Below are 25,445 nucleotides of genomic sequence, written 5' to 3' on the forward strand. Positions count from 1 at the left end.
CCGCTGCCCTCAAATTCGCGCAAATCTGATATTGCACTATACTTTTTCAGGCACTGTTCGGCGGCCGTCACGACGCCTGAATATCTTGATTAGCTTATCGCTATTCCTAAAGCATAGCTCGCCTTGATTGATTTGAGTGGGTGTAATTACCTATGGTGTAAATAGGGTATTTCCACTTCACTTAGGGGTCGTGAGTTTAACGGTGCTAAGGTAGTTCAGCGCTGCGGACGAAGTTCAGGGAAAATAATAATATGCTCGATTATGGAAGATTTTACAGGAATCCCGCGGCTGCGTTGTTTGTTTGCGCGGGACTGTGTGCGGGTGAGCTGAGCGCTAAAAATTATGAGTTAGAAGATTTCGCATCCTTAAGCCTTGAAGAATTATTAGATATCGATGTGTCTCTGGATGTTCGTCGCGGCGAGACGCTGCGTGAGTCGTCCGCTGCGGTGTATATTTTAAATCGGGACGCGATTGAGCGATCCGCGGCGACGAGTATCCCTGAATTGTTGCGTTTAGTGCCGGGGGTCGAGGTGACGCGATTTGGCACGGGCAAGTGGGGGGTTGGTATTCGCGGATTTAATGGGGGGGTTTTTACAAATCGCCTATTGATTCTTGTTGACGGCCGCAGTGTGTTCTCGCCCGCTAAAATCGGTATGTTCTGGGACAGCTTAGATACCTTAATAAGCAATATTGAACGCATAGAGGTAGTGCGCGGTCCCGGCGCATCTCTGTGGGGTTCTAATGCCTTTAATGGCGTTATTAATATCGTTACTCAACACAGCGCTGAAACGCAGGGGGGCGTATTAGAGGCGGGTATTGGTGATGAAGAAAAGTGGTTTACCTCTTATCGCTATGGTATGAACCTTGGTGAAGAAAAGCATCTGCGCGCGCATATTAAGGCCTTTGAGCGCGATGATGCTAGTCGTCCAAATGGTCTTGGTAATCGTGATGGCTGGAGTGCCGCGCAGGCTGGGATTAGGTACGATCAAGGAAACCCTAGCAGTGGTGCATTGAGCGTGCAGTTAAATGCGTATGAAGGCTCGGAGGGTGAAGAATTATTACTTCCAGATCAGAGCTCGCCAAATTTACAAAATCTGTTTTTCACCAAAATTGAATACTCTGGAATCAACGCGATGCTGCATTGGCAGCACCAGCGGAGCGAGCGCTCGCATTACAGTGTTAAATTTTACGCCGATCACACAGAAAGAACTGATTCGCTCTTTGATCTTACCGTCGACAGCTATGATCTGGATTTTCAACAGAATTACCGCCTAGATGATCGGCAGCGAATTGTCTGGGGGCTTGCCTACCGCTATACCAAAGATCAATTGCCGGAGCAGCACATACGATTTACTCGTGAAAATCGGCAATATGATGTCGCCAGTGGTATTTTTCAGTATGAGCTTAAAGCCTTCGACACTTGGCGATTCATCGCAGGCAGTAAGTTTGAGCGCAATGATTTTAGCGGTAATGAAATTCAACCTACTGCGCGAGCTATTTGGAGTTACAGTGCTGCTGGGGCCACTTGGCTCGCTGTTTCTCAAGCCAAGCGTACCCCGAGCCGCTCTGAACATGATGCTCGAGTCGGCTTTGATTATGCTGCGCCAGAAGTGCAATTGCAGATTCAAGGCAGTGAATCTTTTCAGTCAGAAACACTCCGGGCCTATGAGCTCGGTTGGCGGCATCGCTTTACTCCAGCATTGAGTCTGGATATGGCATTATTTTTTAACGAGTACAGCGGTTTGCGAACATTTGAGCCGGGGCAGCCTGAGCTGAATGGCTCGCCACCGCCGACGTTTATTGTACCGCTGATCGCTAATAATGGCGCCGATGCCCGTTCTTGGGGTGGAGAACTGGTATTAAATGCGGAGCTGAACTCCTATTGGCAGGCAGAATTGCAATACAGTAATGTGCAGCTGCATGTGGATTCGCGGGGCAGCAATGACCCGACTGTACGAAACCCTGAAGGTGAAAGCCCACAGCACCGCCTTACACTCAGCTCAAATTGGGATTTACCTGCAAACTGGAGCGTCAGTTCAACGCTGCGCTATGTTGATGATGTTGATAGCCAGAACATTGATGAATACACAGAGCTGGATCTTCACCTCAGTAAGAAATTTAGTAAAAGACTAAGCATTTCATTTGTTGGTCAAAATTTACTTGATTCAGCTCATGAAGAATATGTCGATAGAGTCGTTGGTACTCCGCGAGTTGAGGTAACGCGCGGCGGCTATATAAAAGTTAAACTCGACTTTTAGCGAACGATTGCTGCTTTACGGATTAAAACTTAAGTTGATTATGCCCGCTTTTTATATTCAAGGGGTTTGGCGCCAGTCCAATTCTTAAAGGACCGAATAAATGAGCTCGGTTCTGAAAAGCCGACGAGTGCTGCTGTCTCTTCGACGCTACGCCCTGTGTGACTCAAGTGGAAAATGGCGCTGTCACAGCGAAGCCGATTTTTTATATCTTGGTATTGAAAGCCTTCTTGGCGCAGGTAGCTTCGTAAAGTGTGGGGATGTAAATTAAGCGTGCTGGCAATATCGGAGAAACAAGGGTTGGCGTTAAGTCTCGTTTCGAGCACCGAGCGGACTTTGTAGTGCCAGCTCTTTGATGTATAGCTTTGGGTGATCATGGCAATATTGACGTGGCTTAAGAATTTTTCCAAAGCATGGGCGGATATGTTAACCGGGTGATCAAGCAATGATGCAGAGAAATGAATTTGCGCGCGTGCTTGTTGATAGTGAATATTTTTACACAGGAATAGATTCCAGTACTCGGCGGCATGGTCCGGTTGGCTAAAGCCAAAGTCCACACGATACAGCGGAATTTGGCGGCCAATTAACCAGTTGGCAGTGCGGTGAATATAAAAAAGAAAGGATTCGAAAAGGTAGGTGTCGAATTCTGAACTTGCCTCGCTCGAGGAAAGCGAGATGCTCGCCACGTCATTTTGCACGTCGAGCTTGGTGTATAAGCCCCAGGGAATTAGCCGGTAAAAGCGGGTGAGCCGTTTTAATGCTTCGCCGAGCGTCGGTGCATTGGCAGCGAGTTCTGTCATGGTGGTCCAGCAGCCGAGCTTTTGGGCTTGACTGCCAAACCCCATTAGCTCGTCGCCCATCGCTTGCATGGTGTCTCTGCAAAGATTGGCATAGCTAATTGCCGGAATTCTTGCGTTGGGCTTTTCTAATAAGCTCGGGCTAATGTTATTTTGGCTGAGGAGCTTGCGCTGGAGGTCTGGCCGATGTTGTAAATTCTGTAAGCATTTGCGTACGAAATGGATGGCGATAGTGGGCGATCGCATGTTTTTTTGGCCAAGAGTGTCGGCGCTAAATTATAACAAAATGTCTATTTATTTCCACTTGGATGTCATTGTCTTAGCCGTAGTGATACCGGCAAAATACTCGCTTATTGATATGCGCCGCCGTTGCGGCGCATATCGAGCCAAACTTTGGGTGATAAATACCCCGTTATTTTATGGCACATATAGGTGCTGGGAGTCGATATGAATATTCAAGGTAAGGTGGCCGTAGTCAGTGGTGGTGCTTCCGGTATGGGGCTGGAGATTGTGCGTCGCCTGCTAAGCCTTGGCGCCAAGGCGGCGATATTCGATTTGAACGCTACTGCGGGCGCGGCAGTGGTTGCCGAGTTAGGTGACTCAGTTATCTTTGCCGAGGTAAATGTGGCCAGCGAAGACTCGGTTGCAGCCGGTATTGCACAGGCGATGGCCGCTTTCGGCGCAATTCATATCTGCGTTAACTGCGCTGGAATCGCTACTGGCAGTAAAACTCTTGGGAAGAATGGCCCTTTCCCGTTGGATTTGTGGAGTAAAACACTGGCAGTAAATCTAACTGGTACATTTAACGTACTGCGGTTATGTGCCGAACAAATGGCGAAGAACACCCCAGAAAATGAAGATGGGGTACGCGGCGCTATTATTAATACTGCGTCAGTGGCAGCTTTTGAGGGCCAGGTTGGTCAGGCAGCCTATAGTGCAAGCAAGGGCGGTATTGTTGGCATGACACTCCCAATTGCCCGTGATCTCTCAACCGTTGGTATCCGTGTTAATTGTATTGCGCCTGGCTTAATTAATACGCCAATGTTCGAATCGCTTCCGGCCCCTGTGTACGAGGCGCTGAGCAGCACGCCGCTGTTTCCGAAGCGGCTAGGCCGTGCGGCCGAAATAGCGCACATGGTGACCAGTATTATTGAAAATGACTACATCAACGGCGAGTGTATCCGTATGGATGCCGGTTTGCGGATGCAGCCAAAGTAAGATCCGAGTTTGATTTTGTGGGCTGCGTTGTCGCCGTCCGTGATCGAAAATAAAAGGGCATTTAGTGAGCGTGATTCTGACTCCCGCTCGCCTTTATTATTACATATAGGCTAAAGAGTGGGTGGTCGGTATGAATTTTAATCTTTCGGAAGAGCAGCAATTTATTCAGCAAACCGCACGGGATTTCGCTGACAAGGAATTGCTGGCCAATGCCGCTAAACTAGATGCTGGGCAGGGCGGTAGTGTATTTTTGGAAAATCTCAAAAAGCTAGCGGACCTCGGTTTTATGGGGCTGAACGTCGATGCTGAGTTTGGCGGCACTGAAGCTGGCACTGTGGCGTTTAGCTTGGCTATTACCGGCCTCGCTAGGGCCTGCGCGTCGACGGCCGTTACTGTATCGGTAACGAATATGGTGGCGGAGGTTATTCAATCGGTGGCGAGTCCTGAGCAGAAACAACACTATTTGCCGAAGATTTGCGCGGGTGAATATTTGGCTGCCGGTTTCTGCTTGACCGAGTCTGGCGCTGGTTCTGATCCCTCTAGTATGAAAACGAGTGCTGTACGTGATGGCGATTGTTGGGTCTTGAATGGCTCTAAAGCCTATATCACCAGCGCCGAATACGCAGGGGTGTTTGTTGTGTGGGCGGTAACGGATAAAGATGCGCCCCGTGGTAAAGGTATTTCTTGCTTCCTGGTTGAGCGTGAAACGCCGGGTCTTACTGTTGGCCCCGCCGAAGAAAAAATGGGCCAGAAGGGTTCGGCGACGAATCCGGTGTATTTTGACGACTGCCGCATCCCGGCGAATGCGCTAATGGGAACGGTTAATCGGGGTTACCAAGTGGCCTTAGGCGAACTGGCTGGTGGCCGTATTGGTGTAGGCTCTATGGCTTTGGGATTAGGTGAGGCTGCTTTAGATTACGCTAGAGACTACGCCAAGGAGCGTCAGCAATTTGGTCAGCCAATTGCTAATTTCCAAGGTTTGCAGTGGATGTTGGCGGACGCATACACCGAAATGGAGGCCGCACGGCTGTTATTGATGCAAGCGGCCTTCACGAAGGAGAGCGGTGGCGATTTTGGTAAACAAGCGTCAATGGCCAAGTTGTTTGCGTCGGAGGCGGCCAACCGAGCGTGTTATACCGGCCTCCAAATTCTGGGTGGCAATGGTTATAATCGCGAGTATCCGCTGGAGCGTTTAGCTAGAGATGTGCGTATTACGAGTATTTATGAAGGCACTAGCGAAATTCAGCGCATGATCATTTCGCGTAATATTTTCAGTTGATTGTACTTTATTCAGACCCGGCCAGTGCCTGTTGTTTTAGGGTGCTGGCTAGCTCCTCTCCCAAGTATTTTTCAATAAGGTAATGTACGCCATACAGTACTGGCGTCATCACCAGGGCCATTAAAAATTTATAAATATAATTGACTACGCCAATCGCGAAAACCAACTGTAAGCTCCAATCAGCGCCAATATAAAATGCGATAAACAACACTACAAAGCTGTCGATAAACTGACTAACCAAGGTTGAGCCTGTGGCACGCAACCAAATCCAACGTTCCCCGGTAATCTCTTTTACTCGGTGAAAGACCATGACATCGATAATTTGTCCGACGAGAAACGCCACCAGTGAGCCAAGAATAATCCACAGGCCTTGGCCAAATACCAACTTAAACGCGGCGTCATAGTCGCTGACCAGTCCTCGCAAATTGTCCTGCTCGGCTTGCGGCAGTGCGGGGTTAATATGAGATTGGGGCCAGAAATCGGCCGGGACTAAATGAATACCAATAAAGAACATGGCAAAGGCATAGATTATTAAACCTACCGTGAGATACGACAGTAATTGCACGCCGCGCTTACCGTAGTACTCATTAATGATATCGGTCAGTACAAAGACAAAGGGCCACAGCAACACCCCTACAGTGAGGTTAAATGACAAATGCTCGATGCCAAAAAACGCGAGATCCAATGGCGCAATACCTAAGGTGTGCTCTAGGGAAAAAATCTTTACGCCTATCAATTCTGCGATTAGGGCGTTGGCTACAAAAAAACCGCCGAGAAGAATAAACAAGCGGGTGGCTTTGTTGTTGAGGGTATTGCTCGTCATGGGTTTATCCTAATAGCCTGGTCCAAGAGCGGGAATAGTGCGCTATAAATGGGGTAACATAGTGAATCTGGACCATTTTACATTAATTGAAAGTGGGCTAAAGAAATAGCGTAGAGACCTGTACTTTGCGCTATCTGTAATTATTAAACGACTTAGGTGGCTTGCCATGTCAGATCAACATACTGCGCCCTTGGTATTGATTACCGGGGCGTCCCAAGGTATTGGCGCCGCTATTGCTAGGTGTTTTGCTAACGCCGATTTTCCGGTTCGGCTCGCGCTTGTTGCCCGAATCTACAGTCGCCTTACCCAAGTCGCCGCTGAATGCACTGAAGCTGCTGAGGTGAAGGTTTACGCAGTAGACGTAAGTGATGCAGATCAGGTCGCCGAGTTCGCGACAACGCTGAGCGCCGAAATGGGTGAGGTCGACGTGCTGATCAATAATGCGGGAAGCTGGCTGGGCACGAATATTGTGGATATGGCGGTTGCCGATTTTGATCGGATTGTCGCGGCAAATTTACGCAGTACCTTTTTACTTACCAAAATGGTGCTGCCGGGCATGATTGCGCGGCAGGCGGGTGATATTTTCACGATGTCGTCTACCGCGGGATTTGAGGGCTACGCCGGTGTCTCGGCGTACTGTGCAGCCAAGCATGGGGTGAGTGGCTTTACCAAGGCTTTGCGCGAAGAGGTTCGAGGTAAGGGCGTGCGTGTGTGCTGCGTGTCACCAGGGCCCACTTATTCGCCTTCATGGCAGGGCAGCGGCGTGGCTATGGAGCAGTTAATGCCTGCCGAAGACGTGGCGCGTGCTTTTTTGGATATCTATAAACTTGATCGCAATGTGGTGGTCGAGGATATTATCCTGCGACCACAGATAGGGCATATCACAAGTAACTGAAGAGCGTTGAGGCTGGCAATAGGTCTGCTTAGCTGCGGATTTTGGAGAACTCCTCATCCATTCGCATAAACATATAGACACCCATTTTATTCTCATCATCGTCAAAGTTCGCCGTAATGCGCTTGATAACTTCGCAGGCGCTAGCGATCATTTCGTCGCAGTGCTGTTTGCCCGCCGGGGTCATTTCAATGAGCTTCTCGCGGCCTGATTTGGGGTCTTCTAAGATCGTGATATAGCTCAACGGCTCTTTTGCTAATGCGCGCAAGGCTTTTGAAACACTGCTGCTGGTAATGTCATACCAGTTGGTCATCATTTTAACGATGTCTTTACGACTGATTACTGACTGCTCGCGGCGTTGGGTCTCTGACCGCAAAATCCACATGATGACTGTTTGGTGGCGATCTAGTCGGCCACATTCCATTAATCCAGCCTCAATTTTCATCCCAAGGGAAAAATGTATGGGGTAAAAATAGTCCAGAAACATATTAGGTGCGTTATCTGCAGTTACAGGTACGTCGTCTGCGCTTTTCCAGTGCTTGTTCAAGGTGGGCCTCAATATACTGATTTGTATGTGAATTTAGGTTCCTAGGTGGGCTATGTCAAGATATATCACTAATGACACTGTAATAATAAAGAAACAGTTTCCTGTTGACACTATTTCCTCTCGGTATTATATTTGTCGAAAAATGATAATGCGAGTGAGTAATGAGCAGTCAAATCGATATCCAATTACAAAGTGCATTCGATGTACTTCGCCACGGTTACAACGAAGAGCGCTTCCCGTCCTTGAAGCAGCGAGTTAGTCGTTTAAGTCGTTTAAAGGCCCTGCTGGTCGAAAATGAAGAGCCGCTTTGTACCGCCTTATCTACGGATTTTGGTTATCGCTCGGTAGATCAAAGCTCGTTTGCCGAAATCACCACCACGATTAAGTCTGTTAACTACGCACTTAAGAATGTGAAATTTTGGATGCAAGCCTCGCGCCGCACGCCGGATTTAAGCTTGCGGATGAGCGGTGCAAAGACGGCTACTCAGGCTTTTCCTAAGGGTGTAGTGGGTATTGTTAGCCCTTGGAATTTCCCGATAAATCTTGCGCTATCACCACTGGTGTCAGTGCTTGCAGCGGGAAATCGCGCCTTGATTAAACCCTCTGAATTCACACCAGCAAGTTCGGCGTTATTGGCAGAGCTAATAGCGAAATACTTTGAAAAAACAGAAGTCGCTGTGGTGTGCGGCGAAGCCGAGCTTGCTCAGCAATTTGTCACCTTGCCCTTTGATCACCTGATTTATACTGGAGGTGAAACTGTTGCTCGACACATTATGGCTGCTGCCGCAGTGAATTTAGTGCCACTCACCCTTGAGCTTGGTGGTAAATCGCCAGTCATTGTTAGTCAGTCAGCAAACTTGAAAAAGACCGCGCAGCGTATCGCGTTTGGCAAGTACTTCAATGCCGGTCAAATTTGCATTGCGCCAGATTATTTAATGATCGCTCCAGAACGTCTTGATGAATTTCTTAATTGTTTAAAAGACGCCGTTGCCGCAATGAACGCCAATGCCGACTCGGTAGACAGCGTAACTGTGATTAACGACCGCCATCGCCAACGTCTTGCCGATTTGGTCTCGGAGTCTGAGGGGCAGGGCGCGCGGGTTGTGAGCTTCGGCGAAGAGAGTGGAGCGCAGCCCTACAAACTGAATGTCGTCATCGACGCGCCGGAATCAACAAAGATTAGTTGCGATGAAATATTTGGCCCGTTGCTGCTAATCAAAACCATTGGCAGCTTAGATGCCCAGTTGGCTGAAATTCGCAAGGGTGGGCATCCCTTGGTTATTTATTACTTTGGTAATAACGAAAGCGAATTTAACACCGTTGCAGAGCAAACCTCATCCGGTGCCTTGGTTAAAAACGAAGTGATTTTTCAATATGCCAATGACGACCTGCCCTTTGGCGGTGTTGGTCGTAGCGGTATGGGTAAGTATCGCGGCCTAGATGGCTTTAATGAATTTTCACATACCCGCGCAATATTTAAATCTGGGTGGTTGGATATTTCTGGCTGGGTGACCCCGCCCTACAACCCACAATTCAGAATGCTTAACAAAATAATGAGGAAGATATGAGTAGTCACGTAGTAGACGGTGCTGACACCGATTTGAACGAAGTTGTTGCGAATATGCTGTCACCTGAGTGTATTCAAAACCCGTATCCTGTGTATAAAAAACTGCGGTCTCAGTCGCCAGTACACGGTTTGCTGGATTATCCACCTGGTACTGTACCCGGTGTAGACACGCCATTTCCTGCGTGGGTAATTACCCGCTACGCCGATGTGGATTACGTGCTTAGCAATCCAGATATTTTTTCTTCTGAAGACCCAATGCAGGCAAATTCAAGCGCGCCGAGCTTAATGCTGGTAAACCATGATAAGCCGCGTCACACCGATCTGCGCAATCTAGCCAAAATGGCCTTCACGCCCAAACGGATTCACGACAATATCGTTGAGCGCCTACGCAGCGACGTTAGCGCAATTGTTGATTGCAATGTTGGCCAATCAATTGATTTCATGGAAGAGGTTGCCGGTGTTATTCCCGCGTTGGTAATGACCTATTTGATGGGCTTGCCGAAGGAAGATTACAAGAAACTAGTACGTTGGGCTAACGCCTTTATGGTGTCATCTGATTTTACCCCTCAGGAGCGCCAAAACTGTAATGAAGAATTATTTCACTACTTTGTAGCAAAAGTAGGCGAGCGCTATAGCGATATTGAAGCAGGTAAAGAAGTAACCGATGACCTGATGACCGCGTTTATTACTGCGGAATACGAAGGCAATGGCCTGAGTAAAGAAGAAGTTGTGCTGTTCTGTATCACTCTGGTAGTTGCCGGAGCGGAAACAACAACCTATTTCCTAGGCAACTTAATGGGCGTCATGCTGGAAGACAGCAGCTGGTTTGAGCGCCTCAAGCAAGATCGCAGTTTAATCCGCCCCTTTATGGAGGAGTGTTTGCGTCGCGACGGTCCACCACAGCGTTTGTTCCGCTGTGTTCTAAAAGACTGCGAAGTCGGTGGGCAAGCAATTAAGGCCGGTGACTGGGTGGCGTTCTTTATGGCTGCGGCGAATCACGATGAATCGGTATTCGAAAACCCTGAACAGTTCATTCTCGGGCGTAAAAATGTTTCTAAGCACGTTACCTTTGGGCGCGGAATCCACCATTGCCTAGGTGCGCCATTGGCGCGGATCGAAGCAGAGATAATGTTAAACACAATGTTTGATAAGTGCGCCGCAATTGAAGGTACGCTTGCCAATTCTAGTCGTCAATCTGGTGGTTTACTTGCTTACGGTTTTAGCACTTTGCCGTTGAAGTTGGTATCGACTAATCCTTAGTTGTTGAAGCAAATGTTTTTAAATTTGGCTTTATGAGGTAGATCGTGAACGTAGTTATTGTAGACAGAGAGCAACAGCAGAGCACCTATGAGGTGAGCGATGTCCAAGAGTTGTTTAGCACGCTCGGCGACGAGATGAAAATTGATGCACTTTGCGGTGGCTGTTGCTCATGTGCGACTTGCCACGTGTATCTCGGTGATGAATATAAGCATGCAGTGAATGAGGTTGCCCAAGACGAGCAAGAGATATTGGACGGCCTAATGCACGCTGCAGAGAACAGCCGCTTGTTGTGTCAAATGACATTGCAGACGGAAATAGAGCATCTTGAAATAACCATTGCACCCGCTGAATAAGAGGAAATAAAAATGACTGAGAATACTACAGCAAGTCTAGAGGCGGCCAATCTGGCCCTTACCAAGGAAATATTTGTGCGCTTTGGTAACGGCGATGTCGACGGTATCGTTGAGCTTTTGCACGACGATGCTGTCATCGAATTTTATGGTCCAGAGGTAATTCCATACGCGGGTGAATACCACGGTAAAGACCAGTGTAGAGAATTCTTTAGCACGGTTTTGGCGTCAGTTAATATTCATGTCTTCGACGCCGATGAATTTATTTGTGAAAACGACCGCGTTATCGTTGTTGGAAAACTGAGGTTAACCACAAAAAGCAATGGCAATGAAATTAAGTCGCCATTTGTACACGTGATTACTTGTAAAGATGGGCGTTGGTCTTGGTTCCGCGATTTCATGAATACGGCTGTGGCACAAAAGGCGTTTGCTCCCAATGGCGCCTAATCATCGCAGTGTTTATACGTCGGATGTGGGCTTATTCTTATTGCTCGCCACGCCGCTGCTTAATGAATTTGTTATAGAATTCATTCTGAGTTTTGGAAACAGTGACTTTTACCAAGGTGGGGCAAAGTCAGCAGTAAATACCTTTGTGGGTATTGCTGGGGTCTTGGGTCTTGGGTTTTCGCTACTTCGCTTGAAAATAGCGGATTCGAGACTGGTGGCAAGTATCAGCTTTTTTGTTAAGGCAGCTGCAGCCTCCTGGCTATTGAGCGCTTATTTATACGGCCTATCACCTGCGTTTCTAGTATTGGCCGCGGCAGATTTTCTGTCGGCATTAGTGCTATTAAAGGCAATGATCTCGAAAACATAACGCGCATAAAAATTTAAAAAGATGTTATGAAATATCAAGATATTCATAACAAAAATATGTTAATAATATGGTGTAAAACTGATGAATGACAGTCGCATAAAATCGAGTTTAGCGATCGTGGCGGGAATTGGCTTAGTCTTCCCAATGCACGGTATGGCTGCGAATCAGGGCAGTCGTATGATAGAAGAAGTGATGGTTACCGCTCAAAAGCGTGAGCAAGATTCGCAAGATATCCCTATTATGATCAGCGCTTTTAGTAGCGAGAAATTAGACGCCATGGGCGTAGAATCAACCGCCGACTTACAGAAAGTGACACCAGGTCTTACCTTTACCTACGCCTATGGCTATACCGTTATATATTTGCGTGGTGTTGGTAGTGACGCTTTTTTGCCCAACGCAGACCCCAGTATTGCTACCTACATTGACGGTATCAATATTGGTCCGAGCCAAGGTAAGCAAGACACCCTTGGTGCTGTTAAACGCGTCGAAGTACTTAAAGGGCCACAGGGTACTTTGTTCGGCCGTAATGCGACGGGTGGTGCGATCAGCATTATTACAGAGGATCCACCAGCGGAATTTGGCGGTTACTTTAAGACAGAATTTGGCAATTATAATGCCCGCCAAAACCAGTTGTACTTAGGTCTGCCAATAGGCGATAGCCTCGGCGCTACTGTGTCATTGTTTGAAAGTTACCAAGATCTATATGGCCGTAATGAAGTTTACGGCGAGCCCGGTCCAATGCGCGACGAATTTGCGGAAGGCGCCCGTGTAAAAGTGCGTTGGGATCCCATGGATAGTTTTGCCATGACCCTGATCGCGGCCTACGGAAACCAATTTTCTAGTAACTCCTTATCGCAAGAGAATACTCGCCCATCGCCGCTGCTTGGTGGTGGTGTTGAACCTGATGAGCTAGATCGGGTTTGGCACAATAATGACCTTGGCGGCAACTCGACGATGAACGAGCTGTACGGTGGTATTTTTGAATGGCACCCCGGTCCTGTTGACCTTAAGTTTATTTATTCTGAAAACTACGCCATTGTCGATGAGGCGCATTACGATCTCGATTCCACCGAAATAGCTGAAGCTTATTTCTATAGTGCGGATCAGTTTAACGATCAAAAAACCTATGAACTGCAGATTTTATCTAACGAAGACACTTGGTTATCTGACGATGTTGAATGGGTAGCGGGTTTGTATCGTTTAGAGGGCGAAGGTGGCTTTGGTAGTTTATACCTTACGCTCAATGCCGCGGGTGTTGCTTCAGCGGCACTGGGATTGCCGGATATTTTGGCACCGATCCTTGGGCCGATTCTCAATACCGTGCCTGATATCGTGCTGGGTAATGGCGGTATTTTGACCACGGAATCGAACTCGGCTTATGCTCAGGCGACGTGGTTCACCACGAATTGGCTGAATGTGACAGCTGGTGTGCGTTACCAAGAAGAAGTCCGCGGAATTACCAATAGTTATTTAGATGTGGTTAGTCCGCTCGCGGGTGATCCACCAAATGAATACTATAAATCTGGTGACCGTTCACAAAATACGCGTATATCTGATTTTACTGCGCCTGATTTGGAAGAGAAAACAGTATCGCCACGTATCGCTCTGCAGATATTCCCTACTGAAAATATTCAGTTATTTGCATCTGCGCAGCGTGGTTATAAGAGCCCGACCTACAATATTGTTAACTTCTTTACCAACCCAGATCCGGTTGAACGTGAAGAGGCAACCGCTTTTGAACTCGGTATTAAAACAGACTTCTTGGACGGAACACTGCGTTTGAACGGCGCATTGTTTAAGACGGAAATAGACGGCTTGCTCACCGCCTTGGTTGCTATTCCCTCCGGTGGTGTCGTGACGTTTAAAAATGCGGGTACCGGTGAAATTGAAGGTGCGGAGTTCGACTTCCAATGGCAGGCGATGCCGAATTGGAATCCAGGACTGGTATTCACTGGCGGCGCAACTTACTTAGATGCGATTTATACTGATTATAAAGATGGCGCAGGTTTTGACGACGACACCGGTCTGTATTTTGGTTCAGACAGTTTGGTCGGTGATACTTCTCGTGACTTTAGTGGTAATAAGATCGTTCGTACGCCGCGTTTTAGTTCGAGTGTTTCGGCTAATCAGTTCTTCAGCATGGGTGATTTTGGCGATGTTGAATTTGGTGTGGATTATTACTTTAACAGCGGCTACAACACTACGCCTCAAAACTCGCCATTTTATGAGCAAAGCCAATATGAAACTTGGGGCGCCCGTATATCATACTTCTATGACCCGCTTGGTTTACAGCTGACTGGTTTTGTGAATAACGCTAAAGATGAAGAATATACCCAAGCGATGGTACAGCAAGACTTCGGTCGCACTGTGACCTTGGCACCACCGCGCACTTATGGTCTGCGTTTAAAGTGGGATTTTGGCGGATAAGTTAGATGCCTTGCCGGAGCCTGTAGCTTTACTCATTGACAGTGCTCAGCGCTCCGGCTTTTTTAATTCTGATAAAAATGGAGTTCGTGATATGAAAATCATAAAAAAAGAAACACGCTCAACACTTTCTACACTTGTGTTAGTATCTTCCCTGCTGATGAGCACGGAGAGCTATGCGCAGTTTGATGTGATCAACTTATTCAGCCTTAACTCGGGTCCTGCTGCTATTGTGTTTGCGCCAATACTTGAATTGGGTGTATTACCCAACAGTTTGGAAAATGGTGGCGTGTTTATTCAGGCTGGCCAAGATATTTTACTGAGTGATCAAGGTCCTGTGTCAACGGTCCTTGGAGTGGGTGGGCCGTTAAAAGGCCAGTTAATTCCCGTGCTGGATGTATTGGTTGAAAATCCCTTGAGCCTTGGTGATTACTTTATGGAAGGCGGCACTATTATTTCAAAGGAGTTGGCGTTGCCAGCCATTCCTCTTGTCAATGCACCTCTCCCTAGCTTCGACGACTAACGCAATAGGGGGCGGAGCATGCCCTCTAAACCATTGAGCTTGATTTCATACATCAAACCTAATTGCTCGCCAAGTTTCCCTGCCGGAAAACCCTGTTTGTGGAACCACACTAAATAGGGTTCCGGTAGTTCTAGTAGTTTTCGGCCTTTGTATTTACCAAAGGGCATCACCTGATTTACTGCATCAACAAGCTGTTGGGGATCTTGGCTAAGATCCATTACGGCGTACTCGTGTGGCTTTTATCACTGTTTTTTTCGGAACTGTGCCACAAGCTGGCCCCTAGTGCGATTAGGCGCAGTTGTTTCTCGGCTAATTCGATCAGCTTCGCGTCATCTTCGCCTCTGGGTCTTGCCATTAGTTGCTGATTTACGATTTGAATCATGGACCTGATCATTAGGTTGGCGAGCATCCGCAAGTCGTCCTCACTCCAGTTGTCGTTGGCAACGATGCGGCTTAAGTCGCGGGCAAGCTCAATCTCTAACTGTTTGAACTCATCGTTGATTGCCTCGCGGATGCAGGCGACGCCACCAAAGGTTTCTCTGGCAATAAACTGAAATTTGCGTCGGTAAGCCCCTACGTAAGTTACAAACGTCTCAACTGAGCGGCGGATGATCAACTCTTCGGGAATGGGATTGGCGCGTACGGTAATAAGCATGGCGCGCAGGGTGCTGAATGATGTTGTTACCAGCTCCAGCCCCAAGGTATTCATGTCTGGAAAGTGCCGATAAAAAGCGCCTGGCGTTATACCTACCTCGCGGGTGACTTCACGAAGACTGATGGCATCAAAGCTTTTATCTCGGCTAATGAGCTCCAGAACAGCTTCCAACAAGGCCTGTCGGGTGTTAATCAAGGTGTCACTGTGACTGCGGTGGCGTTTTTGGGGGCGACTCATCGGCGCGGGGTTCTCGGCTGCTACTGATCTGATGGGCTAATTGTACAAGTCACAGCCAGCTGAGGCTATGACTTGTACTCATTGCTATGCCCTTACGGCCGACTACACTACTACCGGAGTTGAGGTGTTGCGTGGTGGTATCGCTAGTTTGAATATTTTTACCCATACCGAAGCATACTGACTGTAAAGCGGCCCTGTATTGTAGGGTAGGCCATATTTCTCGCAGATCTTGCGGACCTCAACTGACATTTCTGCGTAGCGATGGGCTGGTACATCGGGAAACAGATGATGCTCAATTTGATGAGAGAGATTGCCGCTCATGACATGAAATAGTTTTCCACCGCTAAGATTGGCTGAACCGAGTAATTGACGGTAATACCACTGGCCGCGACTTTCATTTTTACAAGATTCTACGGTAAAGCTGTGTACGCCTTCTGGAAAGTGACCGCAAAAAATAATAGTGAAGGTCCAGATGTTTCGTATGACGCTGGCTACAATATTAGCGGCAAGAATCACCGGAAAAAATGGCCCAGCTAAAAGCGGGTAGAGAATGAAATCCTTACCCCAGATTTGCGCGGTTTTACGCAGTGATTGCTTTAGTTTGGGTAATACGTCCTTGAAGGTTTTTCGGCCCGTCCGGAGGCTGTCGATTTCAACGTCGTGCAGGGCAACACCCATGTCAAAAAATAACATTAGGAAGGTGGCAGAAATAGGGTTGGCAAGATACGTCGGATGCCATCTTTGCGCGGGATCCATACGCAGTATGCCGTAGCCGATATCTCGGTCTTTATTGAGAATATTGGTGTAGGTATGGTGCTCGTAATTATGCGATTTGGCCCATTGTTCGCCTGGGCAGTTGGTGTCCCAATCGTAGTAGCGGGAATGAAAGCGTGGATCGCCCATCCAGTCGTACTGACCGTGAATAATATTGTGGCCAATTTCCATATTGTCGAGAATTTTGGCTATCCCTAGGGCGATACTACCGCTAGCAGCGAACAACCAGAATAAGGGCCAACTGGCGAAGCCCAGCGCGATGCTGAAACCGAACAGTTCGGCGGGTAAAAATAGTAGCGACGCAAAAATACTAATACGCGCACATATGGTTAAGATGTGATGAATCCGTACAATTTTTTTAATATAGCGGGCATCCCGTTCGCCGCGATCAGCGAGGGCTTGTTGTTTCACGGCTTCTATCTCAGCGCCGAAGGCGTCGAGTATCTCAGGCGTAAGTGCGGTGGTATTTGTCTTTGTGTTCATTTGTTTCTCTCCTGCAATGCGTGCGCGTTATATCGCGAGGCTGACATCGCCTAGTGGCTGGGAAATACACAGGCGAATATATTCTTCGCCGTGACTAATTTCGCCGCTATTTATATTGCGTACGCTTCCTTCGGTTTTGAGGCAGCTGCAGCTGTGGCATATCCCCATGCGACAACCGGCTTGGGGTTGAAGGCCGGCGGCTTCGGCTTGGTCCAAAAGATTGCGACTGTCGCTGGTTACTTCACATTGGCTGTTCTTAAAGGCGAGTTTGCCAACGACCTCGGTATTACCCGACAGGCTGACTACGGCCTTAAAGCGTTCGGCGTGGAACTTGTCAGAATAGCCAAGTTGCTTGTATTCCTCGCTAACCGACTGAATTAATGTTTCCGGCCCGCACACAAAACATGTTGGCAAGCTGAGTGCACCAGTGTGTGAGTTCAGGGTATCTTGAAAACCCAATGCGGTGAGCAGATGTTGCTGCTCAAAATGACCGCGCAGCTCGCTTTGACCGTTGCTGTAAACCGCTAGGACTGAAAAATTTCCGTGGCTGCTGGCAAGTTTCTGCAAGCGGGCATTGAATAAGGTATCGGCTTCGCTACGGTTGTAATAAAGCAGGGTTATACCACCCTTGTATCCGCGTTTGAGCGCCGCTTCAATCATCGCGATGATTGGCGTAATACCACTACCGGCAGCAACCATGAGGATCGCGTCGGGTAGTTGCTCGGGAAGCACAAAGTCTCCCATCGGAGGGGAAAGACGAACGATATCGCCAAGCTTGAGTGCACTGTTTATATGGCGAGAGACAAGGCCGTCGGCTTGCGCTTTTACGGTGAGGCTCACTCGACCGCCGCGACTATTCAATGAGTAACTGCGGCTGTGCAAGCGACCATTAATTTCAATATACAGTTGGCAAAATTGACCGGGACGGAAGCCGGGCCAGTCACCATTAGGGGACAGTTCTAAGGTCACTGCGTCGTCGGTTTCACGATGAATTGCGGTGATAATGGCCGGAATCCGATTTTGATCCAGCGACCACATTGGGTTTAAGGCCTCTAAATAGCGACCCATTCCGTTGGGCGCTGCCAGTGCATTGATTAGTCGCGAGTCGGCGATGCGGCGCCAGGTGCTGCGCGATTGTTTAGTATTGAGGTTCATGCCTATTTCCTCTTGGCCTGTGTGACTTATAAATATTATTTGTGAACATTTGTGCACTTTATGTGCTTCTGCTGCTTAAGTCAACAGATGTTCACAAATAGATGTTTGATTTGTCTTGTCGTGCAGGTCGTTTTTTTAATGATATAAGGCTATGAAATATAAGGATTTAATTGTTGGTTTGGGGTTTTTCTACGACTTGCCTGCAAGGCTGGTAGCTAATTTGTACCACTATTTTTACGATATGGTCCTGCGATTTGAGTCGTGCTTAGCGGTCTACTGGGATTGCCTATAACAAATCTGTTAAACTTCGCGCCCCAGTATCCGCCTAGAACGAGATTGAATATGACGGAACAAGCATCAGCCCAGCAGGTGGTTCGCGATCATTTAGCTAAGCTCCACGAGCAGCCGCAAGTGCCGGCTGCCGAGCGCGCGGATCTGCGTGAAAAAATCAAACGCTTGCTCAAAGAGCGCAATGCGGTGCTGGTTGCTCATTACTACACCGACCCAGAAATTCAGGCCCTGGCCGAAGAGACTGGCGGCTGCGTTTCCGACTCGCTTGAAATGGCCCGTTTTGGCCGTGACCACCCGGCGTCAACACTGGTGGTTGCTGGTGTTAAGTTTATGGGCGAAACGGCAAAAATTTTGTCGCCTGAAAAACAGGTGTTTATGCCAACGTTAGAGGCTACCTGTTCTTTAGATATCGGTTGTCCTATTGAAGAGTTTTCTGCTTTTTGCGATCAGCATCCCGACCGCACCGTGGTGGTATATGCGAATACCTCTGCGGCGGTAAAGGCCCGAGCCGACTGGGTGGTCACCTCTAGTATTGCTTTAGATGTGGTTGATCATCTCGACAGCGAAGGGCAAAAAATCCTGTGGGCACCAGATAAGCATCTTGGCGATTATGTGCGTCGTGAAACGGGTGCCGATGTATTGCTGTGGGACGGCGCCTGTATTGTTCACGAGGAGTTCAAGGCTCAGGGTATTCTTGATCTGAAAAAGGTCTATCCCGACGCGGCTGTGCTAGTACATCCAGAATCACCAGAAAGCGTCGTTGCTATTGCAGATATGGTGGGTTCAACCACCCAGATTATTAATGCAGCGCGTGACCTGCCCAATAAGCAAATGATCATTGCCACCGATCAGGGCATTTTTTATAAGCTGCAACAGTTGGTTCCTGATAAGGAATTTATCATCGCGCCAACCGCTGGAAGCGGTGCTACTTGCCGCAGCTGTGCAAATTGCCCATGGATGGCGATGAACGCCCTCGATAATCTTGCCTATGTGCTAGAACACGGCGGTAACGAAGTGCACGTTGATCCTGCGCTTGGTGTTCAGGCCATGATACCACTTACCCGCATGTTGGATTTCGCTGCGGCCAAGCCCAAGTCTTGAGCAAATCGCTAACAGCGCCGGTATTTTTCAAAACCAGTGCTGCCTGTGATGATTTGGCCGCCCGCTTGGGTTTGGCGCTGGTAAAAAACTGGCTGCCAGACCCCGAGCAACTCTATGTGTTTTTCGATCAAGGCCGCTTGGGCATCGGTTTAGCGCCTTCCCAGCGTGAGAACCCAGTCGCCGTTGATTTTGTTCACGCCTTGCATCATCGCCATCCTGGTAAAGAATTATTGATCAAAGCCCTCGGCGGCAGTCGCAATCGGCCAGCGGTGGTTGATGCTACAGCCGGACTCGGTCGTGATAGTTTTGTGATGGCGAGCAATGGCTGCACAGTGACAATGTGTGAGCGCATGCCTGTCGTTGCGGCGCTGCTGGAAGATGGCTTAATGCGTGCCAATATCAGCATCGATACCATGGATATCGCAGCGCGGATGAATTTGTTTAAGCTGGGCGCGGCGGATTACTTGGCGGGGCTTGGCGAAGGCGATTGCCCTGATGTGGTCTATTTAGACCCTATGTTCCCCGTATCGGGGAAGTCGGCCTTGGTCAAAAAAGAAATGCGCCTTTTCCATTCACTGGTCGGCTTGGATGAGGATGGTGCCGCCTTGCTGGATATCGCCTTGCAGCGCGCGCGGCATCGAGTCGTGGTTAAGCGCCCGCCGAAAGCGCCGTATCTCGCCGAGCGTAAACCCCAGTTGTCTGTGGCGGGTAAAGCGGTGCGCTTTGATATTTACCCGCTGCGAGCCTTCCCTAAGTAATCGAATACGGAATGCTATACGGGAGACGGCGAACGCTAAGGCTAAATCCTCGCGTTCGCCGTGGCGAGTGCCTCGTGTCGATGTTGGGACTCCCTTACTGGGGTGGACTTCGGCCTTGGCAAAGGAGATCGAACGTAGCTCGTGGCTGTTTTAAAAAACTTAAGCCAATAATTCCCGTAACATCCCTTCATACATCAAAGATAATTTATCTAAATCGTCGGCTTTAACGCACTCATCTACTTTGTGGATCGTTGCATTCACGGGGCCGAGTTCAACAACTTGCGCGCCAGTGGGTGCGATAAATCGCCCATCTGAGGTGCCGCCAGCAGTCGACAAAATCGTGTCCTTACCTGTCACTGCTTTTATGGCGTGTTGGGCAGCTTCTACCAGCGGGCCTTCTGAGGTAAGGAAGGGTTGGCCACTGAGGTTCCAGTCAATCTGGTAGTCCACACCGTGCTTGTCGAGTATGGCGTGGGTGCGGTCTTTTAATATCTCCGCAGTGAGCTCAGTCGAGAAGCGAAAATTGAACACCACTTCGAGTTCGCCAGGAATCACATTGGTGGCGCCAGTGCCGCCATTGATATTAGAGATCTGAAAAGAAGTGGCCGGGAAAAAATCATTGCCTTCGTCCCACTGCTCGGCGGCGAGTGCGGCTAGCGCCGGGGCGGCGACATGGATGGGGTTTTTCGCTAAATGGGGGTAGGCGACATGACCTTGGATACCGCGGACGGTCATCACCGCCCCGAGGGAACCACGGCGACCATTTTTAATTACATCGCCAACATGATCGGTAGAGGAAGGCTCGCCGACCAAACACCAAGTGATTTTCTCATTTTGTTGTTCTAGCCACTCAACCACCTTTACTGTGCCGTTAATGGCTGGGCCTTCTTCGTCGCTAGTGATTAAAAATGCGATACGGCCGCTGTGGTCAGGGTGGGCGGCAACAAAGTTCTCGCAGGCGGTAACCATCGCGGCAAGACTGCCCTTCATGTCGGCAGCGCCGCGTCCGCGTAGCATGCCGTCCTGAATGACCGCGTTAAAGGGTTGGGTTTGCCAATTAGCGGCGGGGCCAGTCGGCACTACGTCGGTATGACCGGCAAAACAAAAAATGGGTCCGCTGCTGCCGTGTACTGCCCAGAAATTATCCACATCACCAAAGCGTAAAGACTGGCATTCAAAGCCAATTGCGCTCAGGCGCGCCATCATAATAGCTTGGCAATCGGCGTCGGCAGGGGTGACTGAGGGCCGTTCAATGAGTTCGCAGGCCAGTTGCAAAGTGGGGGAGAGAGCTGTCATAGGGTGTCGGCTTCTGTGGCGTAAATAGGCGGTGCGGCGTGCGCAGATGTAAGCGGCGTATTCTAACAGAAGTTTAGCGACTGACCGAATCACTCACTTACGAGGGATTTGAGTGGAAATGTCATAGAGCAGGCTCAATGCCTTGGTTAAGATAAGTGTTATCTGGTCGCGATTGCACCCCATACGACTGTAGCCTAGTGATAACTAATTAATATAAGAGGAAGACTCATGAGCATGGATTTGGATATTGCGGTAGCCGCCGCCGAATTTGACTTTGCCGATCAGGACATTCCCCAGCGGCTGCGTCACTGGGCGCGCGTTAAACCCGATCATCCATTTATGATTTGGGAGCCGCGTTCTGGCGAGGAAAAGCGTTGGACCTACAGCGCCTTCGACGACGAGACCAGCCGTATTGCAGCGGGTTTGTACGCCAAAGGCGTTCGCAAGCACGACAAAATCATGATCCACGCCGAGAACTGCCCAGAAATGGTCTTGGCATGGTATGCCTGTTCTAAAATCGGCGCGGTCGGTGTCACCACCAATACACGTTCTGTTGGCGGTGAAATTAGTTATTTTGCGAGCCATACAGAAGCCGTCGGCGCTATTACCCAGCCCAAATTTTATAAAGAGATCGAGGCCCACGCTAAAGACCTTAAATGGATTGTGGTGACCGAGGATAACTCTGGTGAGCCAGCAGAAGGCAGCTGCGCTGGCGATGCATTTGCAGATCTGTATGCCGACGAGGCTAGCTTACCTGAGCGGCCTGCAGAGCCCATGTTACCGGCCGGTATTATGTTTACCTCCGGGACGACTTCACTGCCTAAAGCGGTAGTGCACACCCACGCCAATGCATTGTGGTCTGGGGTGATGGGCACGCAGAGTATGGGCATGACGGCCGATAGTGTGTATTTGGGATTTCTGCCATTTTTCCATGTGAACTGCCAAAGCTGGGCGTTTTGGGGGTCATTGGGGGTGGGTGGTACCGCGGTGCTAATGCCCAAATTTTCGGCAAGCCGTTTTTGGGAAGTGATTGCGAAGTACCAGGTAAGCCACTGCTCAATGATTCCCTTTGTGTTCAAGGCGATTGGCGTAGAGCCTGTGCCAGAAAAACACAGTTTAAAAGTTATGCCCATGGGAATAATCTGGAAAGATATTGAAGCGTGGTTAAAAGCCAAGTCTTTCGCCAGCTGGGGCATGACCGAAACCGTGACGCACGCAACGCGGTCAGACTTTGTTAGCGATTGGCCACAGGGCTCTATCGGTAAACCCACACCGGGTTATCATTTGGCGGTGGTTAATCCCGAGACCGGTGAAACCTGTAAAAAGGGTGAAATCGGCGAACTCTGGGTGCAGGGCACGCGAGGCGTGAATATATTTCTGGAGTATTATAAAAACCCTGAGGCGATGGCTAAGGCGTTTACGCCTAATGGCTGGTTTAAAACTGGCGACATGGTGCACGTGGGTGATGAAGGTAATTTCTACTTCAGCGATCGTGATAAAGATGCACTAAAAGTTGGGGGTGAAAATGTTTCTGCCCGCCAGGTCGAGGAAGTCTGTATGCAGGTTCCCGGTGGTGGTATCGGTGAAATTGCGGTTGTGGCCAAAGCGCACGATATGCTTGATATGGTGCCCGTTGCCTTTGTGATTAAAGGCTGGGGAGCACCGGAGGATAATGAGCAGTTTGCGCAAACTATCATTGACCACTGCAAAGCCAATTTGGCTGACTTTAAAGTACCCCGTGCAGTGTATGTGGTAGATGAGTTCCCTCGGGCTACCTTGGATAAAGTGGCAAAAAATAAGCTGCGTGAAATGGCGGACGAAATGCCTGCGGTATAAATACTAAAAGCTTGTCACACTCTTAAAGGTCGCTATGCGGCCTTTATTTTTTTAAAGCTGTCATAAAACCATCCCGAAAATGTCATTAGCGACGTATAGCATTCTCACTGTCGCTGAGCCGGCGGCGTAGATGCTAATAGTGTAAATGGGGTGGAAATATGGATCGTTACATCAAACAACATGGCACACATTCTAATCAATATCAGCAAAGTCTTCGGGCAGAGATCTCGCGGCAGGTAGATGATTTTCTAAACAGCGGCGGCAAAATAGAGCAGTTAAACGGGCCACAGTTTCAGCCTCATCGCGCGGTGCGTATCAGTAATGCGCTAATTACTGAAGCAGTTTAAGAAAACAATAAAAAAACGCTGCAAGCCCAGGCTATAGGGCTTCGCAGCGTCACTACACTACCTTACTTCAACGCGATTTCAGAAAATGATCAGGCAGGCTTTAATGGCCATGATCAATAGTACTATTGAGGTCAACGCAAACAGGTTGAAACGCAGTAGAACAACATTGCTTGTTGCATGAACCAAACTGTGGGCAATGCGGCCGCCAACGTAAAGCCACGCCAATATGAGATTGCTGCCATCACCCGCGCCCAGCATTGCCAATACCAATGCAGTGGCATAGAAAATAGTAGGTTGTTCCATCAAATGATTGTAGTTGTCGGCCTTCCATTGAATATGTGCCGGCATTTGATCGCCTAATTCCTTGGTGCGTTTGCCAACATCGCGGCCTAATTTTAACTTTGGTATGGCGGGTAGTCGGGTAATGGCCATCCATGTCATCATGACAAAGCTCCATAATACCAATACCATAATAGGGGCAAAAATTGCCGAGGGTTGAATCATTGGGGTTTTCCTTATTCTTAAAATCGAGGTTTGGGTAAACCGTATTGTCGCCTGATTTTCTGACGCTTATCAATGTTATATCGGAACTTATGACACACATTGAGAAGGGCGTTTAGTCTTTTAACCGCCAAGGATAGTGCCTAGGATTTCATGGCGCGGGGCGGGCAGTGATCGTAGTGTCGTCCACTATATTTTAGTACATACCGATGGTAGAGTCGCGAACAGCGTGGCTTAGGTAAACGATCCATAAACCAAGAACGCTGTGCGAATTTTCGCTGTTGCTTTAGGCGTTAGGAATTCTGAAGTGAGGACGACCTCACCTCTCGGCAATTACTAGGGGACGGCCCCTGTGATGGAGAGGTATTGATGAATTGGCTGATTCTTGTGGCAGCGGGCCTGCTTGAGATTTGTTGGGCAATAGGCCTGAAGTACACTGATGGCTTTACAAAACTTTGGCCGACAATAGCCACGGCGTTGTCACTTGTGCTGAGTATTTTGCTGCTGGGTATCGCAATGAGAACCTTGCCTGTAGGTACAGCTTACGCTGTATGGGTAGGCATTGGTGCTATTGGTACGGCAATGCTAGGAATTATGCTATTCAATGAGCCCGCTGACATACTGAAAATACTTAGCCTAGGTTTTATTTTTATTGGCATTGTTGGTCTTAAATTGGCACATGGCTAACAATTTGGAATGAATCGCGCAAAAAGCACTAGACGGCGCTGTGGATTATAGTTCATTTGCACGTTTTCGATTGAAATTGGGAACACGCCAGTTTTGGCGATGTAGATTTTCGGTAATGGATTTTTTCCTTTGTGTTATTCGCGAGTAGCTTAGTGAACCTTGCGCTCACTCGCGGTGCTCTTGCGTTTGCCCCTTGGTGCATCGAGTTCAAATTCGATCCAGCTTAAGTTGTTGCCGGGTAAGTAGCCCACGCTGCGGAGCTTATCCCGTATGGAATGTTTTAAGGCGAGACCTTCAGGGCTGCTATTTAGCGCTTTGAGGTCAGCGTCGGGATCAAAAATACAACGTACAGTCAGGCTCTGCTTGATATTGCTGTAGTCTAATTCGTGGGTCAGCCAACGAAAATCGGCAATATTGCTTAAGGCTTCATCGCAGGCTTGGGTAAGCACCTCTATGATGTCGTTTTCGGCTTTCTTGTCTTTTTTACGCATAATGCTGACTGGTCTTGGGGGCAGGGCGGAGAGTATAAGGTAAAAGGCGATCTCGAGCGAAAGTTGGCTGTTTGGTCGCTCAGC

General features: G+C 48.7%; 26 protein-coding genes. 16 read left to right on the plus strand and 10 right to left on the minus strand.

Features of this window, described 5'->3' with window-relative positions; translation table 11 throughout:
- Positions 1-251 precede the first annotated feature (251 nt).
- Positions 252-2,258, plus strand: a complete 2,007-nt coding sequence (locus ABD836_RS10225) for a TonB-dependent receptor plug domain-containing protein (protein WP_344935394.1) — start codon at positions 252-254, stop codon at positions 2,256-2,258.
- 38 nt (positions 2,259-2,296) lie between these two features.
- Here the strand turns inward: ABD836_RS10225 and ABD836_RS10230 are convergent, their stop codons facing one another.
- Positions 2,297-3,298: an AraC family transcriptional regulator gene (locus ABD836_RS10230; protein ID WP_344935396.1), complete on the minus strand. Its 1,002-nt coding sequence runs from the start codon at positions 3,296-3,298 to the stop codon at positions 2,297-2,299.
- A gap of 201 nt (positions 3,299-3,499) precedes the next feature.
- Between ABD836_RS10230 and ABD836_RS10235 the strand changes: the two genes are divergently transcribed.
- Both ABD836_RS10235 and ABD836_RS10240 read left to right on the plus strand, forming a co-directional pair.
- Positions 3,500-4,270 (plus strand): SDR family NAD(P)-dependent oxidoreductase, encoded by a 771-nt coding sequence (locus ABD836_RS10235; RefSeq protein WP_344935398.1) that lies wholly within the window; start codon positions 3,500-3,502, stop codon positions 4,268-4,270.
- A gap of 130 nt (positions 4,271-4,400) precedes the next feature.
- A complete protein-coding gene (locus ABD836_RS10240; RefSeq protein WP_344935400.1) occupies positions 4,401-5,549 on the plus strand; it encodes an acyl-CoA dehydrogenase family protein in 1,149 nt (382 codons plus the stop codon).
- Between the two features lie 7 nt (positions 5,550-5,556).
- Here ABD836_RS10240 and ABD836_RS10245 read toward each other — a convergent pair whose 3' ends face one another.
- Complete coding sequence (locus ABD836_RS10245) at positions 5,557-6,372, minus strand: queuosine precursor transporter (RefSeq protein ID WP_344935402.1); 816 nt, start codon at positions 6,370-6,372, stop codon at positions 5,557-5,559.
- A 166-nt stretch (positions 6,373-6,538) separates the two neighbouring features.
- Here ABD836_RS10245 and ABD836_RS10250 point away from each other — a divergent pair, with 166 nt between their 5' ends.
- A complete protein-coding gene (locus ABD836_RS10250) occupies positions 6,539-7,267 on the plus strand; it encodes an SDR family oxidoreductase (protein WP_344935404.1) in 729 nt (242 codons plus the stop codon).
- Positions 7,268-7,295: 28 nt separating this feature from the next.
- Here ABD836_RS10250 and ABD836_RS10255 read toward each other — a convergent pair whose 3' ends face one another.
- Positions 7,296-7,811: a winged helix DNA-binding protein gene (locus tag ABD836_RS10255; protein ID WP_344935407.1), complete on the minus strand. Its 516-nt coding sequence runs from the start codon at positions 7,809-7,811 to the stop codon at positions 7,296-7,298.
- 161 nt (positions 7,812-7,972) lie between these two features.
- On the opposite strand from ABD836_RS10255, the gene ABD836_RS10260 reads away from it, so the two are divergent.
- From ABD836_RS10260 to ABD836_RS10290, 7 genes are all read left to right on the plus strand, one after another.
- Complete coding sequence (locus tag ABD836_RS10260; protein WP_344935409.1) at positions 7,973-9,379, plus strand: aldehyde dehydrogenase family protein; 1,407 nt, start codon at positions 7,973-7,975, stop codon at positions 9,377-9,379.
- Positions 9,376-10,638, plus strand: a complete 1,263-nt coding sequence (locus ABD836_RS10265) for a cytochrome P450 (RefSeq protein ID WP_344935412.1) — start codon at positions 9,376-9,378, stop codon at positions 10,636-10,638. The genes ABD836_RS10260 and ABD836_RS10265 overlap by 4 nt, the downstream gene beginning before the upstream one ends.
- Before the next feature lie 44 nt (positions 10,639-10,682).
- Entirely contained in the window at positions 10,683-10,991 is a 309-nt protein-coding gene (locus ABD836_RS10270) for a 2Fe-2S iron-sulfur cluster-binding protein (protein ID WP_344935414.1), read from the plus strand.
- A 12-nt stretch (positions 10,992-11,003) separates the two neighbouring features.
- Positions 11,004-11,435, plus strand: a complete 432-nt coding sequence (locus ABD836_RS10275) for a nuclear transport factor 2 family protein (RefSeq protein WP_344935417.1) — start codon at positions 11,004-11,006, stop codon at positions 11,433-11,435.
- Positions 11,425-11,802, plus strand: a complete 378-nt coding sequence (locus ABD836_RS10280; RefSeq protein ID WP_344935420.1) for a hypothetical protein — start codon at positions 11,425-11,427, stop codon at positions 11,800-11,802. Before ABD836_RS10275 ends, ABD836_RS10280 begins: the two co-directional genes overlap by 11 nt.
- An 81-nt stretch (positions 11,803-11,883) precedes the next feature.
- Entirely contained in the window at positions 11,884-14,229 is a 2,346-nt protein-coding gene (locus ABD836_RS10285; RefSeq protein WP_344935423.1) for a TonB-dependent receptor, read from the plus strand.
- A complete protein-coding gene (locus tag ABD836_RS10290) occupies positions 14,219-14,749 on the plus strand; it encodes a hypothetical protein (protein ID WP_344935426.1) in 531 nt (176 codons plus the stop codon). Before ABD836_RS10285 ends, ABD836_RS10290 begins: the two co-directional genes overlap by 11 nt.
- On the opposite strand, the gene ABD836_RS10295 is transcribed toward ABD836_RS10290, so the two are convergent.
- From ABD836_RS10295 to ABD836_RS10310, 4 genes are all read right to left on the minus strand, one after another.
- Complete coding sequence (locus ABD836_RS10295) at positions 14,746-14,967, minus strand: DUF3820 family protein (RefSeq protein ID WP_344935429.1); 222 nt, start codon at positions 14,965-14,967, stop codon at positions 14,746-14,748. The genes ABD836_RS10290 and ABD836_RS10295 overlap by 4 nt on opposite strands.
- Entirely contained in the window at positions 14,967-15,641 is a 675-nt protein-coding gene (locus ABD836_RS10300) for a TetR family transcriptional regulator (RefSeq protein WP_344935431.1), read from the minus strand. The genes ABD836_RS10295 and ABD836_RS10300 overlap by 1 nt, the downstream gene beginning before the upstream one ends.
- A gap of 102 nt (positions 15,642-15,743) precedes the next feature.
- On the minus strand, positions 15,744-16,898 hold the full coding sequence (locus ABD836_RS10305; protein ID WP_344935433.1) for a fatty acid desaturase family protein: 1,155 nt from the start codon (positions 16,896-16,898) through the stop codon (positions 15,744-15,746).
- 27 nt (positions 16,899-16,925) lie between these two features.
- On the minus strand, positions 16,926-18,053 hold the full coding sequence (locus tag ABD836_RS10310; protein WP_344935435.1) for a ferredoxin reductase: 1,128 nt from the start codon (positions 18,051-18,053) through the stop codon (positions 16,926-16,928).
- 342 nt (positions 18,054-18,395) lie between these two features.
- On the opposite strand from ABD836_RS10310, the gene nadA reads away from it, so the two are divergent.
- A complete protein-coding gene (gene nadA, locus ABD836_RS10315; protein WP_344935437.1) occupies positions 18,396-19,445 on the plus strand; it encodes a quinolinate synthase NadA in 1,050 nt (349 codons plus the stop codon).
- Entirely contained in the window at positions 19,442-20,203 is a 762-nt protein-coding gene (locus tag ABD836_RS10320; RefSeq protein WP_344935439.1) for a class I SAM-dependent methyltransferase, read from the plus strand. Before nadA ends, ABD836_RS10320 begins: the two co-directional genes overlap by 4 nt.
- 159 nt (positions 20,204-20,362) lie before the next feature.
- Here ABD836_RS10320 and dapE read toward each other — a convergent pair whose 3' ends face one another.
- Positions 20,363-21,499, minus strand: coding sequence for a succinyl-diaminopimelate desuccinylase (dapE, locus tag ABD836_RS10325; RefSeq protein WP_344935442.1), 1,137 nt, complete (start codon positions 21,497-21,499; stop codon positions 20,363-20,365).
- Positions 21,500-21,727: 228 nt separating this feature from the next.
- On the opposite strand from dapE, the gene ABD836_RS10330 reads away from it, so the two are divergent.
- Together ABD836_RS10330 and ABD836_RS10335 are read left to right on the plus strand one after the other, a co-directional pair.
- The gene (locus ABD836_RS10330; protein ID WP_344935444.1) at positions 21,728-23,335 is read left to right on the plus strand and encodes a class I adenylate-forming enzyme family protein; all 1,608 of its coding nucleotides are present in this window, start codon (positions 21,728-21,730) and stop codon (positions 23,333-23,335) included.
- Between the two features lie 158 nt (positions 23,336-23,493).
- Entirely contained in the window at positions 23,494-23,682 is a 189-nt protein-coding gene (locus ABD836_RS10335; protein WP_344935446.1) for a hypothetical protein, read from the plus strand.
- 78 nt (positions 23,683-23,760) lie between these two features.
- Here ABD836_RS10335 and ABD836_RS10340 read toward each other — a convergent pair whose 3' ends face one another.
- Complete coding sequence (locus tag ABD836_RS10340) at positions 23,761-24,186, minus strand: MAPEG family protein (RefSeq protein ID WP_344935448.1); 426 nt, start codon at positions 24,184-24,186, stop codon at positions 23,761-23,763.
- A 366-nt stretch (positions 24,187-24,552) separates the two neighbouring features.
- Between ABD836_RS10340 and sugE the strand changes: the two genes are divergently transcribed.
- Positions 24,553-24,870, plus strand: a complete 318-nt coding sequence (sugE, locus tag ABD836_RS10345) for a quaternary ammonium compound efflux SMR transporter SugE (protein WP_344935449.1) — start codon at positions 24,553-24,555, stop codon at positions 24,868-24,870.
- 149 nt (positions 24,871-25,019) lie between these two features.
- Here the strand turns inward: sugE and ABD836_RS10350 are convergent, their stop codons facing one another.
- The gene (locus ABD836_RS10350) at positions 25,020-25,361 is read right to left on the minus strand and encodes a hypothetical protein (protein WP_344935450.1); all 342 of its coding nucleotides are present in this window, start codon (positions 25,359-25,361) and stop codon (positions 25,020-25,022) included.
- Positions 25,362-25,445: the final 84 nt, after the last annotated feature.

It is taken from the genome of Zhongshania borealis, assembly GCF_039539625.1.
GTDB classification, from domain to species: domain Bacteria; phylum Pseudomonadota; class Gammaproteobacteria; order Pseudomonadales; family Spongiibacteraceae; genus Spongiibacter; species Spongiibacter borealis.